The organism is Acinetobacter sp. YH12134, assembly GCF_013418555.1.
GTDB lineage: Bacteria > Pseudomonadota > Gammaproteobacteria > Pseudomonadales > Moraxellaceae > Acinetobacter > Acinetobacter indicus.
In genome coordinates this window covers 1-17229 of sequence record NZ_VPBT01000017.1, presented here as the reverse complement: position 1 = coordinate 17229, position 17229 = coordinate 1, and the positions used below count along the sequence as shown (strand labels likewise).

18 protein-coding genes are annotated in these 17229 nt (G+C 45.0%); 3 read left to right on the top strand and 15 right to left on the bottom strand.

The window, feature by feature from the left end; genetic code table 11:
* The first annotated feature begins 25 nt into the window (after positions 1 to 25).
* Positions 26 to 460, top strand: coding sequence for a BLUF domain-containing protein (locus FTU69_RS10470; RefSeq protein WP_016659098.1), 435 nt, complete (start codon positions 26 to 28; stop codon positions 458 to 460).
* A 68-nt stretch (positions 461 to 528) separates the two neighbouring features.
* Here FTU69_RS10470 and alr read toward each other — a convergent pair whose 3' ends face one another.
* The 12 genes from alr to ppsA all read right to left on the bottom strand — a co-directional run bounded on the left by alr (position 529) and on the right by ppsA (position 13123).
* Positions 529 to 1599: an alanine racemase gene (gene alr, locus FTU69_RS10465; protein WP_180103848.1), complete on the bottom strand. Its 1071-nt coding sequence runs from the start codon at positions 1597 to 1599 to the stop codon at positions 529 to 531.
* A gap of 45 nt (positions 1600 to 1644) precedes the next feature.
* A complete protein-coding gene (gene dnaB / locus FTU69_RS10460) occupies positions 1645 to 3090 on the bottom strand; it encodes a replicative DNA helicase (RefSeq protein ID WP_005178744.1) in 1446 nt (481 codons plus the stop codon).
* 209 nt (positions 3091 to 3299) lie between these two features.
* On the bottom strand, positions 3300 to 3746 hold the full coding sequence (gene rplI / locus FTU69_RS10455; RefSeq protein WP_005178742.1) for a 50S ribosomal protein L9: 447 nt from the start codon (positions 3744 to 3746) through the stop codon (positions 3300 to 3302).
* 9 nt (positions 3747 to 3755) lie between these two features.
* Complete coding sequence (gene rpsR / locus FTU69_RS10450; protein WP_004719336.1) at positions 3756 to 3983, bottom strand: 30S ribosomal protein S18; 228 nt, start codon at positions 3981 to 3983, stop codon at positions 3756 to 3758.
* A gap of 11 nt (positions 3984 to 3994) precedes the next feature.
* Positions 3995 to 4384 (bottom strand): 30S ribosomal protein S6, encoded by a 390-nt coding sequence (gene rpsF / locus FTU69_RS10445; RefSeq protein ID WP_005178734.1) that lies wholly within the window; start codon positions 4382 to 4384, stop codon positions 3995 to 3997.
* A gap of 297 nt (positions 4385 to 4681) precedes the next feature.
* A complete protein-coding gene (gene cyoE / locus FTU69_RS10440; RefSeq protein ID WP_005178733.1) occupies positions 4682 to 5560 on the bottom strand; it encodes a heme o synthase in 879 nt (292 codons plus the stop codon).
* A gap of 10 nt (positions 5561 to 5570) precedes the next feature.
* Complete coding sequence (locus FTU69_RS10435) at positions 5571 to 5900, bottom strand: cytochrome o ubiquinol oxidase subunit IV (RefSeq protein ID WP_171301768.1); 330 nt, start codon at positions 5898 to 5900, stop codon at positions 5571 to 5573.
* Entirely contained in the window at positions 5897 to 6517 is a 621-nt protein-coding gene (gene cyoC, locus FTU69_RS10430) for a cytochrome o ubiquinol oxidase subunit III (RefSeq protein ID WP_005178726.1), read from the bottom strand. Before cyoC ends, FTU69_RS10435 begins: the two co-directional genes overlap by 4 nt.
* A 4-nt stretch (positions 6518 to 6521) precedes the next feature.
* Positions 6522 to 8504, bottom strand: coding sequence for a cytochrome o ubiquinol oxidase subunit I (gene cyoB, locus FTU69_RS10425; RefSeq protein WP_005178725.1), 1983 nt, complete (start codon positions 8502 to 8504; stop codon positions 6522 to 6524).
* A 3-nt stretch (positions 8505 to 8507) separates the two neighbouring features.
* A complete protein-coding gene (gene cyoA / locus FTU69_RS10420; protein WP_005178724.1) occupies positions 8508 to 9584 on the bottom strand; it encodes a ubiquinol oxidase subunit II in 1077 nt (358 codons plus the stop codon).
* Positions 9585 to 9883: 299 nt separating this feature from the next.
* Positions 9884 to 10678, bottom strand: a complete 795-nt coding sequence (locus FTU69_RS10415; RefSeq protein WP_016659095.1) for an RDD family protein — start codon at positions 10676 to 10678, stop codon at positions 9884 to 9886.
* Between the two features lie 66 nt (positions 10679 to 10744).
* Positions 10745 to 13123, bottom strand: a complete 2379-nt coding sequence (gene ppsA / locus FTU69_RS10410; protein WP_005178721.1) for a phosphoenolpyruvate synthase — start codon at positions 13121 to 13123, stop codon at positions 10745 to 10747.
* 155 nt (positions 13124 to 13278) lie between these two features.
* Here ppsA and FTU69_RS10405 point away from each other — a divergent pair, with 155 nt between their 5' ends.
* A complete protein-coding gene (locus tag FTU69_RS10405) occupies positions 13279 to 14115 on the top strand; it encodes a pyruvate, water dikinase regulatory protein (RefSeq protein ID WP_005178719.1) in 837 nt (278 codons plus the stop codon).
* A 183-nt stretch (positions 14116 to 14298) separates the two neighbouring features.
* On the opposite strand, the gene FTU69_RS10400 is transcribed toward FTU69_RS10405, so the two are convergent.
* The 3 genes from FTU69_RS10400 to FTU69_RS10390 all read right to left on the bottom strand — a co-directional run bounded on the left by FTU69_RS10400 (position 14299) and on the right by FTU69_RS10390 (position 16738).
* Positions 14299 to 14868 carry a hypothetical protein gene (locus FTU69_RS10400; protein ID WP_005178717.1) on the bottom strand — a complete coding sequence of 190 codons (570 nt, stop codon included), beginning with the start codon at positions 14866 to 14868 and terminating at the stop codon, positions 14299 to 14301.
* Between the two features lie 220 nt (positions 14869 to 15088).
* The gene (locus FTU69_RS10395; protein ID WP_005178716.1) at positions 15089 to 16084 is read right to left on the bottom strand and encodes an LLM class flavin-dependent oxidoreductase; all 996 of its coding nucleotides are present in this window, start codon (positions 16082 to 16084) and stop codon (positions 15089 to 15091) included.
* A gap of 150 nt (positions 16085 to 16234) precedes the next feature.
* On the bottom strand, positions 16235 to 16738 hold the full coding sequence (locus FTU69_RS10390) for a glycine zipper domain-containing protein (protein ID WP_005178715.1): 504 nt from the start codon (positions 16736 to 16738) through the stop codon (positions 16235 to 16237).
* 299 nt (positions 16739 to 17037) lie between these two features.
* Here FTU69_RS10390 and FTU69_RS10385 point away from each other — a divergent pair.
* On the top strand, positions 17038 to 17229 hold a 192-nt coding region (locus FTU69_RS10385), incomplete at its 3' end, for a DUF4372 domain-containing protein (protein WP_180103847.1).

Here is a 17229-nt window from a genome sequence, read left to right as displayed (position 1 = left end):
TACAGATCATGATTAGGACTTGAATATGTTTCAGCTTTGCTATGCCAGCCAGAGTACCTCGACGGCTGAAAATTTACTGCAAGATTTACGCAATATTCTGATCGAAGCGCGCAATGCTAATACCCAGCATCAGGTATCGGGTGTGCTGTGCTATGCAGAGGGTTATTTTTTTCAATGTCTGCAAGGTGATGAACAGGCCGTTCAGGAAATTTTTGCCGGGATTGTTGGTGATCCGCGTCATCAGAATATCCAGATTTTTACCGAGAATCATGTTGCCCAGCAGCGTTTTCAGGATTGGGCTATGAAATATGTGATGCGTAATAGCGAGATTAAAGCCTATTTCCAGCAACTCGGTCATGCGCAATTTTTACCGCATCAATTAAATGCCACACAGGTTGATGGATTGCTTCAGGTGCTATATGAGGCGCTAAATCATTCGGTGGTAGATGAGGTGGCTTAAATCTGCTGCCTGCGTTATAAAAAGAATAAAAAAAGAACCTCCATTGAGATTCTCTTTTATTGAAAAGATTAAATAACTTTACGGTCCGGACGCTGGGTTAAGCGGCACAACAGCTCATAACCAATGGTGCCATTGGCTGCAGCAACATCATCCACTAATCGTTGCTTGCCCCAAAGTTCGACTTCCGTGCCTAACTGAACATCCAATCCCGTTACATCAATAGCAATCATATCCATGGCAACACGACCGACTACCACTGCTTTTTGGCCGTTAATGGCGACAAAATTCTGCGCAAAGAAGGCACGTGGATAACCATCACCGTAGCCAATGGACACAATAGCCAGTTGTATAGCTTTATCGGCAGTAAAGGTCGAGCCATAACCAACCTGTTCACCGGCCTGAATCTCATTTAAGGCAATAATTTCTGCGCTAAAGGTCATCACCGGTTTTAAATCAAGCGCATGAATATCTCGATCTGCAAACGGGGTTGCGCCGTAAAGCATGATACCGGGACGGACAAAGTCAAAATGCAGTTCCGGATATTTATAGATGGCGGCAGAATTACAGCACGAAGCTAAAATTGGGGCACAGTCGTTTTTCACTTCCAGAAACTGACGGATCTGTTCATCATTCAGTGGATGATCGGCATCTGCATTGGCAAAGTGCATCGCCAGAACACATGTAAAACCAGCCGATTTTAATTGCTGAATGACCTCTTTAATCACCTTAAGTTTAAAGCCCAGACGGTTCATGCCGCTGTTGAGCTTAACCCAGACTTTCAGATTTTTAGAGATATAGGCATCTTTGTGCGCAATGAGCCATGTAACCTGTTCAGGCTGATGCACCACAATCTCGATATTCTGTTCAATGACAATTGGCATTTCATCTTCAGTGAACACGCCTTCAATCAAGGTGATGGGTTGCTGGAACCCCAGTTCACGAATTTCCAGTGCTTCTTGTAAACAGGCGACACCAAAGGCATCGCTGTCTTGTAAGGCTGCTAAGCAGTCTTTAACGCCATGTCCATAAGCATTGGCTTTGACCATACTGACAATTTTGGCAGTCGGGGCAAGTTGTCTGACACGGTTTAAATTATATTGAAGCGCAGCACGATCAATATAAACTGTAGCTTGGCGCACCCTTATTTACTCCTACAGGGTCATGGAAAGGCAATGATGGCTGAATTATTCATCATCATCGTACTGAGCATAAAACTCAGGGGAAAGGTTACTAAAGCGGGTGTATTGGCCTTCAAACGCCAGACGCACGGTGCCAATCGGGCCGTTACGCTGTTTACCAATAATAATTTCGGCAGTACCGGCTTCTTTAGATTCCTTGTTATAGACCTCATCACGGTAAATGAACATGATCAAGTCGGCATCCTGCTCAATCGCACCCGATTCACGAAGGTCGGACATTACTGGGCGTTTGTTGGGACGGTTTTCCAGCGAGCGGTTGAGCTGGGAGAGGGCAATGACCGGACACTGCATTTCTTTGGCTAAGGCTTTCAAGCTACGCGAAATTTCTGAAATCTCGCCGACACGGTTATCGCCCATGCCCGGTACTTTCATCAGCTGCAAATAGTCGACCATGATACAGCCGAGTTTGCCGCCGTGCTGTTTGGCAATTCGGCGTGCACGCGAACGTACTTCGGTTGGAGGCAGTGCTGATGAGTCATCAATATATAAATGCTTTTCTTGTAGCTGTAAAATGGTGCCGGTGACTTTGGACCATTCATCGCCGCTGAGTTTGCCGGAACGTAAATTCCCCTGATGCACTTTGCCATACGAGGAAATCAGACGCATGGCAATTGAATCGGCTGGCATTTCCATGGAGTAAACCAGCGCCGGCAGGTCGTTATTGAACAGTACACTTTCAACCAGGTTCATGGCAAAGGTGGTTTTACCCATTGACGGACGGGCCGCAACAATAATCAGGTCGCCAGCTTGCATCCCCGAAGTTTTATTGTCCAGCTCGACAAAGCCGGTGGTCAGACCGGTAATGTTGCCATCCATTTGCGACAGTTCATTTAACTTGTCGAATACATCGGCCACGACGGTATTAATGGCTTTCGGACCGGCATTTTTCTTGTTGTTATTGTGCTGCTCGGCAATCTGGAAAATATTGGTTTCAGCGAGGTCTAGAATTTCACTGACAGTGCGGCCTTTGGTGTCATAGGCATTTTGTAGAATTTCCGAGCTGACTTTAATCATGTTTCTTAAGGTCGAAAACTCTTTAATTTTAGCCGCATAAGTTTCCAGGTTATAGAAACTCGATGGTGAATCGGCCATCAGCTGCATGAGATATTCTTCACCACCAATGGCATCAAGCAGATTGTGCTTGATCAGCCAGTCATTGACCAGAACGGCATCATAAGGGGAATTTTCTTTGGCCAGGGTATCAATGGCACGGTAAATATATTTGTGTCGCGTGGCGTAGAAATCGGATTCCTGTAATACATCTCCGACCTGTTCCAATGATTCAGCCACGGTCATGAGGGCAGCCAGAACGGCCTGCTCAATGGCCAGGTTATGCGGCGGGGTGCGAAACTCTTTGAGTGCACCGGAATCGTTGCTGGAACTCTCTGTTTTGACTGGAGTTGGTTTGGTGTTGGCCAGCGCCTGTGACATATAATTCCCTGATTTTAATACGATGAATACCAAATAAAACCGGTGGTCTTATAGCATGAATTCAATAAACGGTGTAACCACAAATCATACGCGCTCTGGCAAAAAAAGCGAGCAGATTTTAAGAACGGATAGCTTACAAAAAGGTGAGGAGATTTTTACAGAAATAAAAAAAGAGCATGCCAAGGCATGCCCTTTTTTCTTGCGAGAAATTACTCAGATACGATAGTAACGAGAACTTCAGCAACAACATCATGGTGCAATTGGATTGCGATGTTGAATTCACCAGTGTGACGAAGCGCACCGTTTGGTAAACGAACTTCTGAACGGTCTACTTCTAAACCAGCGTTCGTTAACGCGTCAGCGATGTCACGAGTACCGATTGAACCGAATAATTTACCTTCGTCACCCGCTTTCGCAGTGATTACGATATTTACTTCGTTCAGTTGGTCAGCACGTGCTTGAGCAGCAGCCAATACTTCAGCTTCTTGCTTCTCAAGTTCAGCACGACGAGCTTCAAAAGCAGCAGTGTTTGCTTCAGTCGCAGCAACTGCTTTACCTTGAGGGATAAGGAAGTTACGGCCGTAACCAGCTTTAACTGATACTTTATCGCCTAATTTACCAAGGTTTTTAATGCGTTGTAATAAGATAATATCCACAGCTCAACCTCACTTATGATTGTCAGTGTAAGGGATCAACGCTAAGTAGCGAGCTTGTTTGATCGCAAGCGCTAATTGACGTTGGTAACGAGCTTTAGTACCTGTAATACGGCTAGGAACGATCTTGCCGTTTTCAGTGATGTACTGTTTTAAAGTATCGATATCTTTGTAGTCGATGTACGTAACGTTCTCAGCTGTAAAGCGGCAGAACTTGCGACGACGGTAAAAACGTGCCATTGATGTTCTCCTTATGCTTCAGCAGAGTCTTGGTTAACTTGTTGTGCTTCTTCACGTTGAGCTTTACGCGCACGTTTTTCTTCAGCACTCTTAGCCAGTAAAGACTCTTCAGTGATAGCGTTTTCACGACGGATGATTAAGCTACGAAGGATCGCGTCGTTATAACGGAACAATTCTTCAAGTTCATCAAGAGTCGTTTGACCACATTCAACGTTCATTAAAATGTAGTGCGCTTTGTGAATTTTGTTAATTGGGTAAGCCAATTGACGACGGCCCCAATCTTCTAAACGGTGAATTTGACCTTCAGCTTCTTTGATGTGAGTCAGGTAACGTTCTACCATACCCACAACTTGATCGCTTTGGTCTGGGTGTACCAAAAGTACGATTTCGTAGTGACGCATTGTCAGCTCCTTACGGTTTATGCAGCCCCTGACCAAATAGCCAGAAGCAAGGAGTCACAACCAGGGTTGTGTCGCAAAATTGCGAAGCGTGAATTTTAGTGCTTTTGCTAACGAAATACAAGCCATTGAACAAAGAGCTTGATCACTTATTTCAACAAAAGAGTGAGATGGGAAATTTTAGAAATAAACTTACCCATAGAAAGTAAGTATCTATAAATCAGAAAAAAGAGATCGAAGAAAAGAAAACTGGAATTAGAAGGGGAGTCCCATCTTAAAAGATAGAGAGGGCTCTATCTTTTAAAAGAGGATGATTGAATTTGCAGGAGCTTGCGCAGTAATGCTGAAGCTTAAACTGATCACGGTAATTAAAATTACAGAGAACAGGAAAAAGCGTTTTGCCCACAGCTGATCATTTTCTGCTTTAAAGCCGAGGATGGCAATGTACAGCCAGTAAATACACAGGGCATTTAAAATCAGCAGATATAACCAGTTGGCATATCCAAATACAAATAAGGCATTCATGACCACTGTAAACAGAATCACATAAATTAGCGACTCTACTTTGGTGCGATACACAGAACGCGCCACAGGTAAAATTGGAATACCTGCATTTTTGTAGTCATCGAAGCGGTAAATGGCAATCGCCCAGGAATGCGGCATTTGCCACAGTGCATAGCCCAGAAAAATAAGCAGGGCAGCCAGGTCAAACTGGTTTGCAACCGCAGTATAACCAATAACCGGTGGGCTTGCGCCCGAAATACTACCAATAATGGTCTGGTGAATGGTGGTGCGTTTGGTCCATAAGCTATAAAAGCCGACATAAACTACAAAACCAATCACGGCAAAAAGGAAAGCGTACGCATTTACCCCAAACCATAAAATGCTAAAACCCAGTACACCCAGTACTAAAGCAAACGCTAAAGCAACCGGAACTGAAATGGTTTTTTTTACCATCGCACGATTTTGTGTACGTTGCATTTTTTGGTCGATGTCTTGGTCAATTACGTTATTAACCACACATCCAGATGCCACTACCAGGGTAGTGCCCAGAAGGGTAAGAAGCAGGAGAAGGAAATCTACAGAACCTTGAGTGGCTACAAAGTAGCCACCCAAAGTGGTAACGAAGTTACCGAAGAGAATTCCTGGCTTAGTCAGGAATAAATACTTTTTCAGCATGACAACCAGTTTAGATCATCATGTTGTAGTGAAGGTAGTTCATAATCCATACTGAACCGACTAACAGAATAGCGATACAGAGGATTGTATAAATAAACGCAATCACGTTCCAGCGTTGTTCTGAAGACGAGTTCATGTGCAGGAAGTAAACTAACTGTACAAGAACCTGAGCAACCGCAGTAATCGCAATAACTGTGACCAGCAGACTGCGGCTAAAACCACCTGCCATAACCATACCAAAAGGAATAACGGTTAAAATAACAGACAGGATAAAGCCAACAGAGTACTGCTTGAAGTTACCGTGTGATGCGCCAGCAGCGTTGTGATCGTGACCCATTATAGAACTCCCATCAAGTAAACGACGCTGAATACACAGATCCATACGATGTCAAGGAAGTGCCAGAACAAGCTTAGGCAAGCAAGACGACGCATGTTAGGTAGAGTCAAACCATATTTCTTGATTTGAATCATTAACACGATCATCCATACAAGACCAGAAGTAACGTGAATACCGTGCGTACCAACTAAAGTAAAGAACGCAGATAAGAACGCACTAACGCTTGGGCCATGACCAGCGTGAACTAAATGATTGAACTCATATAGTTCCATGCCAATAAAGATCGCACCGAAGATCCATGTGATGCCTAACCAAGTTAAAACTTTAGCAACATCTTTTTTGTATGCAGCCAGAACTGCAAAACCAAAGGTTACTGAAGAGATCAGCAGGGCGAAGGTTTCAGTTAAAACGAAACCTAAAGACTCGCCAAAAAGATCTTTTGCACTTGGAGTACCAACTGGAACGTGGCTGCTTAATACAGCGAATGCAATGAAGAGTGTACCGAAAATGATCAAGTCACTCATCAAGTAAGTCCAGAAACCAAAGACAGTGATGTCAGTATCATCGTGATGATGATGCTCATCGTGTCCGTGGTTGTCGTGATGAAGTACCTCAGCCATTGTCTTAGTCCTTCTTCAAGTGTTTTTCAAGTAAGGCATAACGTTCGTTTTCAATGCGTTCTACTTCTGCTGCAGGAACATAGTAGTCCACTTTCTTCGTGAACGAGCTCACGATGAACGAAATGATAGACGCGATAAACGTTACAACTACTAACCACCAGATGTGCCAGATAAGTGCAAAGCCCATTACTGTGATAAACATAGCAATCACAAAGCCCGCAGCACGGTTGGTTGGCATGTGGATGTCTTCGTACTTCGCTGGTTTCGCGTAAGCTACGCCATTCTCTTTGTCAGTCCAGAAAGTATCAATGCCATTGATCTTTGGAAGATGCGCAAAGTTATAGAACGGAGCAGGAGATGAAGTCGCCCATTCAAGGGTACGGCCATCCCAAGGGTCGCCAGTGTGATCAAGACGCTGGTTACGTTGCAAGAAGCCAACAATGATTTGCATCAAGAAGCATGCAATACCAATGGCAATCATTACCGCACCCACCATCGCGATCATGACATATGGGTCCCAATCTGGGTTGTCATATGTGTTCAGACGACGCGTCATACCCATGAAACCAAGGATATACAGCGGCATGAACGCAAAGTAGAAACCTAAGAACCAGAACCAGAATGCAGCTTTACCCCAAGTTTCATTCAGTCTCCAACCAAACATTTTTGGCCAGTAGAAAATGATACCTGCGAACATCGCGAATACTACACCACCAATAATTACGTTATGGAAGTGAGCGATCAGGAATAAAGAGTTGTGTACCAGGAAGTCCGCTGGTGGAACTGCCATTAATACACCTGTTAAACCACCGATACCGAAAGTCACCAGGAAGCCAAGTGTCCACAGCATTGGAGTTGTGTAGGTGATGCGACCCTTGTACATGGTGAATAACCAAGAGAAGATTTTCACACCAGTCGGGATCGCAATAATCATGGTCATGATACCGAAGAACGCGTTAACGTTGGCACCTGCACCCATGGTAAAGAAGTGGTGAACCCATACAACGAAAGACAATACAGTAATTGCTACAGTTGCATACACCATTGATTTGTAGCCGAACAACGTTTTACGAGAGAACGTCGCAACAACTTCTGAGTAAATACCAAATGCTGGTAATACCAAGATATAAACTTCAGGGTGACCCCAAGTCCAGATCAGGTTTACATACAACATTGGGCTACCACCCATGTCGTTTGTAAAGAAGTGGAAACCGAAGTAACGGTCAAGCGTTAACATTGCAATTGTTGCAGTTAACACAGGGAACGCAGCAATGATCAGTACCGCTGTACATAAAGATGTCCAGGTAAAGATCGGCATGTCCATTAACTTCATGCCAGGCGCACGCATCTTGATGATGGTAACGAAGAAGTTAACACCCGTTAGAAGCGTACCTAAACCGGAGATCTGTAATGCCCAGATGTAGTAGTCCATACCTACGCCTGGAGAGTATTCAATACCTGACAGTGGAGGATAAGCCATCCAGCCTGTTGCAGCGAACTCACCAAGTGCAAGTGAAACCATCATCAGACCCGCAGCACCAGCGAACAGCCAGAAGCTTAAAGAGTTTAATAATGGGAAGGCAACGTCACGAGCACCAATCTGTAAAGGTACAGAGATGTTCATCAAGCCTACTACAAGACCCATTGCCACGAAGAAGATCATGATCACACCGTGCGCGGTGAAGATCTGGTCGTAGTGCTCAGGGTGTAAATAACCTTCGCCACCACCTCGTGCAAGGAATTGCTGAAGACGCATCATGATCGCATCGGCGAAACCACGCAGTAGCATGACCACAGACACGATGATATACATGATACCAATTTTTTTATGGTCTACAGATGTGAACCATTCATTCCACAGGTAACCCCATTTCTTGAAGTAGGTAATACCCGCAACAAGAACGAGACCGCCCAGGATCATCATTACAACTGTAGCCTGTACGATTGGATCGTACGGAATTGCATCTAGTCCTAACTTACCAAACATGTCTTATTCCTCTACAGAAGCAGTCGCATGTTCAACGTTTACATGAGCTTCTGAAGCAGGCGCTTCAAGCGCAGTTTCAGCTTGAGCTGAATGGTCTGCACCATGATAGTTACTCATGTATTTATTGATCACAGATTCAAACAAGCCTTGCTCTACAGAAGAGTAATAAGTCACAGGATGTGGCTGAGTCTTATAAGGACCTTCTGCTTCAGCAGTTGCAGCAAGTTTTTTCTCTAGTTCTGTTTTCGCGTTACGAACCATTGCATCAATTTGTTTCTGTGAACGGTTACCGTCACGTAAAGATGCAAATTCAGCTTGATCTAGAACTGTTTTTTGAACAGCTTCAGGATTGATCGTTGTGCCTTGTCCGGCTTTAACCGCAGTTACCCATTGATCAAAATCGGCTTCAGTTACAGAGTGAGCAAGGAAGCGCATTTGAGAGAAACCGTAACCTGAGTAGTTAGACGAGAAGCCGCGGTATTGACCGGTGCTGTTCGCTAATAGGTTCAGGTGAGTCTGCATACCCGCCATTGCATAAATCTGACCAGACAATGCAGGGATAAAGAACGAGTTCATTGTAAAGTTGGATGTTAAGCGAAGGCTTACCGGCGTTTGCTCTGGGAAGCGGATTTCGTTAACAGTCGCAATGTTCTGTTCTGGGTAGATGAAGATCCATTTGAATTGTTCAGCAATAACCTGAACAGTTAATGGAGCCTTATCTGACTCGATTGGACGGTATGGGTCATACTTGTGGGAACCCCACCAAGTTAACCAAGCTAGAATACCAATAATAATAACCGGGATACCCCAAACCACGATTTCAATCGCAGTAGAGTGTGCCCATGTTGGTTTATAGTCTGCATCTTTATTTGATGCGCGATATTTCCAACCAAACCATAATGCCATGATGATTGAAGGAATCACCACTAATAGCATCAAGTAGATCGCAGTCATCATCAGGTTCGATTGACCTTCAGCAACTGGACCTTGCGAGTTTAGAAGTACCATATCACCACCGCACCCGGTTAAGAGTGCAGCCATCGTAGATAAAGACAATACAGCTAAAATCGTTTGTCTCATTTTACAACCTCGGTGAAGAGTCCCATTCCCTAATTTAATTATGGGATAGCGATTATAGTGTCGCATGATTGATAAGTATTTTTTTTGACGCAAAAATCCTTGTCAATCATGATACACCGCTACGTTGTAGGGCATTATGCCTGATATCGACAAACTAAGCTACTCAAAAAGCGCCTTTAAAGGACTGTAATAAAAACCGATTTTGTCACTCGGAATTAACTTTTTTACGAAATATTTTTATTTGTATATCAATGTAATGAATAAAAAAGGGATGAAATTTCATCCCTTTTTTTGATCTTTTATTTTTCTTGCTTTACGACTTTGGTTTTGGCCAGTTTGTCATGCAGGGTCTGACGTTTTTCACCCAAAGCGAAGATATAATCGGCAATTGTAATAAACGGCATGAATAACAGATTCAAAATAATGAAAACCAGGGTACGCAGCGCAAACACGCGGGTCAGGCCTACTTTGCTGTGGTCTTCAGCGTCGACAATCTTGATTTTGGTTAAACGTTTACCAATACTCTGGCCACTTTTGGCCAGCAGAAACGCCTGAATCCCGAGCATAATCAACAGGTAAATGGCCATCATTTGCCAGGCATCGGCAGGAATCAGGCGAAACAGTTCCGACTGTAATTGCACCGCCTGATCAGAGCTGGTGGCTGACTGCATTTTCTGTTGCAGTTCAGACAGTTGACCAAACTGGTCCTGCGTTAAAAAGAAAGATGGAATGGCGGCAGCCGGTAACCACAGCAACAGGTCAATAATTTTCGCCAGTGCACGCGTACCGATAGAGGCCAGTTCAGTTTGAGCAGCTTTTGCTTGCGGCTGGTTCAGGCTTGAATTGTTATAGCTGGCGGTATTCTGTGGCTGCTGAAACGGTGATGCTTCTGGTGTGGCCGGCGCAGGCTCGTAGCCTTCAGGTTGATATACAAGTTTACCTTGGGTGAGCTCACCTAAAGCTTTCCATTCTGTCATCCCTTGATGCCATGCAAGATCTGTCAGTAACACTTGCTGGCTGGCAAGCATCTGGTTCACTTGCTCCAGGGTATATGGACCGGCTTGTTGATTATTTCGTGCCAAGTAAATCTGCATAAAGTTTAAATCTCAAATCTATAAATAAAAAAGACCCAATGAATGGGTCTTTTTTAACATGTTTTATTAAGCTTGTTGAGCTTTTTCTTCAGCAAGGAAGAACCAGGTGTCTAATACTGAGTCTGGGTTCAGCGATACAGATTCAATCCCTTGTTCCATCAGCCATTTTGCCAGGTCAGGGTGGTCAGAAGGACCTTGACCACAGATGCCGACATATTTACCGGCTTTACGGCAAGCATGAATCGCCATCGACAGCAGGGCTTTTACCGCTGCATCACGTTCATCAAACAGATGAGAAACAATGCCTGAATCACGGTCTAAACCAAGTGTTAATTGAGTCAAGTCATTTGAACCGATTGAGAAACCGTCGAAGTGTTCAAGGAATTGCTCAGCCAACAGGGCGTTGGTTGGTAATTCACACATCATGATCACTTTCAGACCATTTTCACCACGTTTCAGGCCATTTTGTGCCAGCAGTTCCATCACACGTTTCGCTTCAGCCACAGTGCGTACAAATGGAATCATGATTTGTACGTTGGTTAAGCCCATTTCATCACGGACTTTTTTCAGTGCGCGACATTCAAGCTCGAAGCAGTCACGGAAGTTGTCTGATACATAACGGCTTGCACCACGGAAGCCCAGCATTGGGTTTTCTTCTTCCGGCTCGTATAATTTACCGCCAATCAGGTTAGCATATTCGTTTGATTTGAAGTCAGACATACGCACGATGACTGGCTTGTCTGCAAACGCGGCTGCCAGCGTTGAAATACCTTCTACCAGTTTTTCCACATAGAATTCAACTGGAGAAGTATAACCCGCAGTACGTGCCATTACGGCTGCACGTGTTTCACGTGGCAAGCTGTCAATATTCAGTAATGCTTTTGGATGCACACCAATCATACGGTTAATGATGAACTCAAGACGTGCCAGGCCAATGCCTTCGTTTGGAATTTGCGCGAAGTCAAACGCACGGTCCGGGTTACCCACGTTCATCATGATCTTGAACGGTAGCGCAGGCATCGACTCGATTGAGTTGCGTTGTACTTCAAAATCTAAAGCACCTTCGTAAATGAAGCCAGTATCACCTTCAGCACAAGATACAGTCACTTCCTGACCGTCAGTCAAGACTTCAGTGGCATTACCACAACCCACAATTGCAGGAACACCTAACTCACGTGCAATAATCGCGGCGTGACAGGTACGACCACCACGGTTCGTGACAATGGCAGCGGCACGTTTCATCACTGGTTCCCAATCCGGGTCGGTCATGTCAGAAACCAGTACATCACCGTCCTGGACTTTGTCCATTTCTTTAATCGAGGTTACGATGCGGACTTTACCAGAACCGATACGCTGACCAATTGAACGGCCTTCACACAATACAGTGCCGCGTTGTTTCAGCAGGTAACGTTCCATGGTGCCCACGTTTTGACGGCTTTTCACTGTTTCTGGACGCGCCTGAACAATATAAATTAAACCGTCATCACCATCTTTGGCCCATTCGATGTCCATTGGTGCACCGTAGTGCTCTTCAATGATTAACGCCTGTTTTGCCAGTTCTTGCAGTTCGTGATCATTTAAGGCGAACTGTTGACGATCCGCTTTTTCAACATCAACCACAACCACAGATTTACCAGCCGCACCTTCTTCACCATAAATCATTTTCTGGTGTTTAGAACCAAGGTTACGACGTAAAACTGCGTGTTTACCTGCTCTTAACAGTGGCTTAGAGATATAGAATTCGTCCGGGTTGACCGCACCTTGTACCACCATTTCACCCAGACCGTAAGAAGCCGTAATAAAGACTGCATCACGGAAACCAGATTCTGTATCCAGGGTGAACATTACACCTGCGGCACCTGTTTCTGAGCGCACCATGCGTTGTACGCCAGCAGACAGGGCAACAACATCATGGTCAAAGTTTTGGTGTACACGGTAAGAAATTGCGCGGTCGTTGTACAAAGAGGCAAATACTTCTTTAATGGCAATCAGGACGTTGTCGATGCCACGGATGTTCAGGAAAGTTTCCTGTTGACCCGCGAAAGAAGCATCTGGCAAATCTTCTGCGGTAGCAGATGAACGAACGGCAACCGCGATGTCAGGGTTGCCGTTAGAAAGTTCTGCGAAAGCATCGCGGATTTCTTTTTCAAGTTCTGCCGTAAGCGGAGTGTCGACAATCCATTGACGGATTTTTGCGCCTGTCTCAGCAAGAGCATTGACGTCATCTACATTTAACGTTTTAAGCTCGGCTTGAATTTTAGCGTTTAGGCCACTTTGCTCGAGAAATTCACGATAAGCTTGAGCCGTTGTCGCAAAGCCACCTGGTACAGAGACGCCAGCATTAGACAAATGGCTGATCATTTCGCCCAGAGATGAGTTTTTCCCACCTACGAGCTCAACGTCGTGTTTCCCTAATTTTTCTAGACCAATTACGCGCGCTTCCAAAGTTATTACTCCACTTTTGCAGTATTAATCACTATCTTGGCATGAAATTATGTTGAATATGCTTAGCTTTTTGATTTAACTAAGCGACAGTCATGTAAGATCAGTTTACTATAAAGATTATATAGCACTAAGACAAATGTTTAAGGAGAATTTTAATGTCCGAAGGTAAACAAATTAAGCGGAGTGTGTTCTTTATTTCCGATGGAACCGCAATTACAGCCGAAACCTTGGGACACTCCCTTTTAGCGCAGTTTCCGAATGTCGATTTTGACATTCATATTATTCCCTATATCAGCTCGGAAGAAGCAGCCACCGATGTGGTGTCAGAAATTAACCGACGTGCTGAATTAGACGGTCAGCCGCCACTGGTATTTGATACGTTGGTCGATCCGTATGTGCGCGATATTATCAACACCGCCAATGCCGTCAATCTGGACGTATTTGAGGGGTTGATCAGCAAACTGGCCGATGAGCTGGGCACACAGCCAACCACGCTGGTGGGGCAGACCCATGCTGTAACTGATTCAGAATCGTATAAAGCGCGAATTGATGCGGTACATTTTGCTTTGGACAATGATGATGGCGCACGTACCCGTCACTATGACAAAGCTGATCTGATTCTCATTGGCGTATCCCGTTCTGGTAAAACCCCAACCTCGATTTATTTGTCATTACAGTTTGGTATACGTGTGGCCAACTATCCACTGACCGAAGAAGATCTGGACGATAACCGCTTGCCAGCTGTGCTGCGCCCACATAAACATAAATTATTCGGGTTGATGATTGATGCCGAGCGTCTGGTGGCAATTCGTACCGAACGTAAAGCCAATAGCCGTTATGCCAGCTTTAACCAGTGCCAGATGGAATTACGCGCCATTGAAGGCATTTATATTTCTGAAGGTATTAAATACCTGAACGTGTCTGAAATGTCGATTGAAGAAATTTCGACCCGTGTCCTGCAAATGACCGGTCTGAAACGTCGTATTGGTTAAGTAATTGTTATTAAAACTGGAATACTGCAGGCTGCAGTATTCCAGTGGATATTAGACTGAAAATAAATTAAAAAACTAAAAAAACGGTCTAAAATCCTGTTTCATCCATTGCTCTCATCGGCTTGAAAATTAATAACACTTTTCTCTTAATTTACCGCTCTTTTAATTTACTTGTACCTGTATTTACTTTTCCGGATTACGGTGAGTCGTAATAATCACATCGACCTTATATTCACTGCCATCAATGGTATAAATACTGTGTTCTGCAATTCGGGCAATGGGCCAGGTAATTAACTGGCAGTTATCACGTTGCAGCGCAGCATAATAACTGTCCGATTTAAAATAGGCGTGCTGGGTATCGGCAATATTCGGGGTTAGCTGACGTTTTAGCCAGGTATCTACCACCTGCGCATCTAAAAAGCGCAAGGCCAGAATATTCTTGACCCGGTTGTTAAACAGCCGGCGGTTTTTAAATACCAGTGGATGGCTGATTAAACGATGGATACCGCGTTCGGTACTTGGTAATACAAAGTGCGGTTCAATCTGAAAGACTTTAACCTGGCTGGCGACCTGGGCAATTTTGTCCAGCTGCGAGACACTGTCCTGATTGGCACCAATAATCGCCACGCTGCGTTGACTGAAGTCATGCTGTTTGCTGTCTTTGGCACTGATGCAAAGCCCCTGAAAGGCATGAAAGTCTGCTGCACAATTTTCAAAAACGCTTTTGCCGGTATCCTGCTGTTTAACGACCATGAGGGCATCCTTTCATTCTTGGTTTTATCAATTTAGATGTTTTACTCTATTTTTAGTCAGCTCTTGCTGGAAGGTAAAGCGCTTTAACTATCTGGCCAGTCATTTCGGTCACGGTGACGAAAATATCAGTGCAGGATGGGGCGAGAATAGATTCACCGTCACAATAAAAAAAGCCTGTAAATCCACACGGTTTACAGGCTCCATTACAGCTCGATGAAACTTATTTGAGCTGCATCAGGTAGTCAAAGTTTTGCAGACGTTTTTCAGTGTCATAGACATCACAGGTAAAGATAAACTCATCGACCTCATAACGGCTCAACAACTGTTCTAAGCCGGCTTTAACAGTCGAAGGTGAGCCAATTTGACCCATGGCATAGAAGTTATCCACCGACATTTTTTCAGCCGGTGACCATAAACCGTCCATGCTGGCGACTGGCGCTTTCAGTTTCAGGCTCTGACCACGCATTAAACCTAAAACCCGCTGATAGGCACTGGTGGCCAAAAACTGCGCTTCTTCATCGGTGGCCGCCACGACCGTTGGCACGCCCATCGATACATAAGGCCGATCTAGATATTCAGACGGCTGGAAGTTATCCCGATACAGCTGAATGGCCTGACCGAGCATCCGCGGCGCAAAGTGTGAGGCAAACGAGTAGGGCAGACCCAATCGGGCTGCCAGCTGGGCACTAAACAGGCTGGAACCGAGTAACCAGACCGGAACATGGGTGCCTTGTCCCGGCGTCGCTACAATGCGTTGCTGCGGTTCAGGTTCTTTGAAATAGTGCAGAATTTCCAGCACATCTTGCGGGAACTGGTCTTCAGTTTCCTGACGGCCACGGCGCAAGGCACGCATGGTGGTCTGATCAGTGCCGGGCGCACGACCAAGACCCAGCTCAATCCGGTCCGGATAGAGTGTAGCCAGTGTACCGAACTGTTCTGCCACCACTAAAGGGGCGTGATTGGGCAACATAATCCCGCCAGAGCCGACTTTTAAAGTCTGGGTGTTGGCCAGAATGTAGCCGAGCAGCACCGCTGTGGCCGAGCTGGCAATGCCGTCCATATTATGATGTTCAGCCAGCCAGAAGCGAGCATAGCCCAGTTTTTCTGCCCGTTGCGCCAGCTCTAGCGCATGATGCAGGGAAAATTGAATGGTTTTATCGTCACGAACCGGTGCCAGTTCCAGAATGGAAAATTGTGTGTCTTTTAAACTGCGCATTGGCGTTCTCTATTCACATATCTATGGCTCACAGCATACGTTGTGTCCCGATGTTTGTATATCGCTTTTTTTCGATATAAGGTTTCATCGTGTAAAACAACACAAGCACCCGAAGGTGCTTGTGATAGGTTTAGATTCTGAACTTTGAAATTAACGGCGTTTTCCGTTTTTATAATGACCCAGATGCAGGCCATTATCACTGCGGTAACGGTCATTATAACGATAGTCGTTGTAACGGTAGCCACGGCTGTCGTAGCGACGATCATAACGGTCATCATAACGGCGATCTTCGCTGACTTTGGTACCTAACACTGCACCGGCACCACCACCTAAGGCTGCGCCAATATAACCACCATTGCTACCGGCCATGTTTTTACCGACACTATAACCACCAGCGCTACCTAAAGCGGCACCAATGGCTGCACCATTGCGGTCACGTTTATCGGCAGAGACTGCTGCACCACCGGCACCACCCAAGGCAGAACCAATTAACGCACCGGTTGAGCCGCCCATTTGCTGGCCAATGGCTGCACCGACCACACCACCTAAAGCGGAACCTACTGCGACACGGGTGTTGTTGTCGGCGTGTGCTGTACCCATCATAAGCGCTGAGCTGGCCAGTACTGTACTCAATAAAATTTTGTTGATCTTCATGGTTACACTCCAAAGAGCACATTCAATTTTTCTTGACTTTAATGTAGAAAAACTTTGAGAAAAGATCGTGGAGGGCACAGGTGTCAAAATGCTAATTTTGGTCAACGCTGTGTAATTTTTCTGTCGAATCTCTTCATAATTGCCTCCTCATCCATCTACTGAAAAAATGAAATCCCAGGCGTAAAAAAAGCATCCTGAAGATCACTGCTGTCCCATAGTTTGCTTTAAATAAAAAAACCTGAGTCCTAACAGTTAAAATATGAGTGCAAACAAACACTTTAACGACCAGGATTCAGGTTTTGTCCCATCAGAATACCGTATTTCATGAGCTAATTAAACCTGTTGTGCGACAGGATTTTGAACCACTTGCTAAAGTACACCATGTTGGACAGAAATTTAGAGCGGCTTCCCGGTGGGATCAGTTTATTGCCATATTGATGTCTCAATTCTCTTGTAGGCAAAGTCTGAGAGATATTCAATCCAATTTGGAG

Excerpts from the sequence above, each read along its gene's own strand:
- rpsR (WP_004719336.1), bottom strand. The coding sequence starts at position 3,983 with ATGGCACGTTTTTACCGTCGTCGCAAGTTCTGCCGCTTTACAGCTGAG.
- dnaB (WP_005178744.1), bottom strand. The coding sequence starts at position 3,090 with ATGTCACAGGCGCTGGCCAACACCAAACCAACTCCAGTCAAAACAGAG.
- cyoC (WP_005178726.1), bottom strand. The coding sequence starts at position 6,517 with ATGGCTGAGGTACTTCATCACGACAACCACGGACACGATGAGCATCAT.
- cyoB (WP_005178725.1), bottom strand. The coding sequence starts at position 8,504 with ATGTTTGGTAAGTTAGGACTAGATGCAATTCCGTACGATCCAATCGTA.
- rpsF (WP_005178734.1), bottom strand. The coding sequence starts at position 4,384 with ATGCGTCACTACGAAATCGTACTTTTGGTACACCCAGACCAAAGCGAT.
- FTU69_RS10390 (WP_005178715.1), bottom strand. The coding sequence starts at position 16,738 with ATGAAGATCAACAAAATTTTATTGAGTACAGTACTGGCCAGCTCAGCG.
- cyoA (WP_005178724.1), bottom strand. The coding sequence starts at position 9,584 with ATGAGACAAACGATTTTAGCTGTATTGTCTTTATCTACGATGGCTGCA.
- cyoE (WP_005178733.1), bottom strand. The coding sequence starts at position 5,560 with ATGCTGAAAAAGTATTTATTCCTGACTAAGCCAGGAATTCTCTTCGGT.
- FTU69_RS10405 (WP_005178719.1), top strand. The coding sequence starts at position 13,279 with ATGTCCGAAGGTAAACAAATTAAGCGGAGTGTGTTCTTTATTTCCGAT.
- FTU69_RS10395 (WP_005178716.1), bottom strand. The coding sequence starts at position 16,084 with ATGCGCAGTTTAAAAGACACACAATTTTCCATTCTGGAACTGGCACCG.
- FTU69_RS10400 (WP_005178717.1), bottom strand. The coding sequence starts at position 14,868 with ATGGTCGTTAAACAGCAGGATACCGGCAAAAGCGTTTTTGAAAATTGT.
- FTU69_RS10415 (WP_016659095.1), bottom strand. The coding sequence starts at position 10,678 with ATGCAGATTTACTTGGCACGAAATAATCAACAAGCCGGTCCATATACC.
- FTU69_RS10470 (WP_016659098.1), top strand. The coding sequence starts at position 26 with ATGTTTCAGCTTTGCTATGCCAGCCAGAGTACCTCGACGGCTGAAAAT.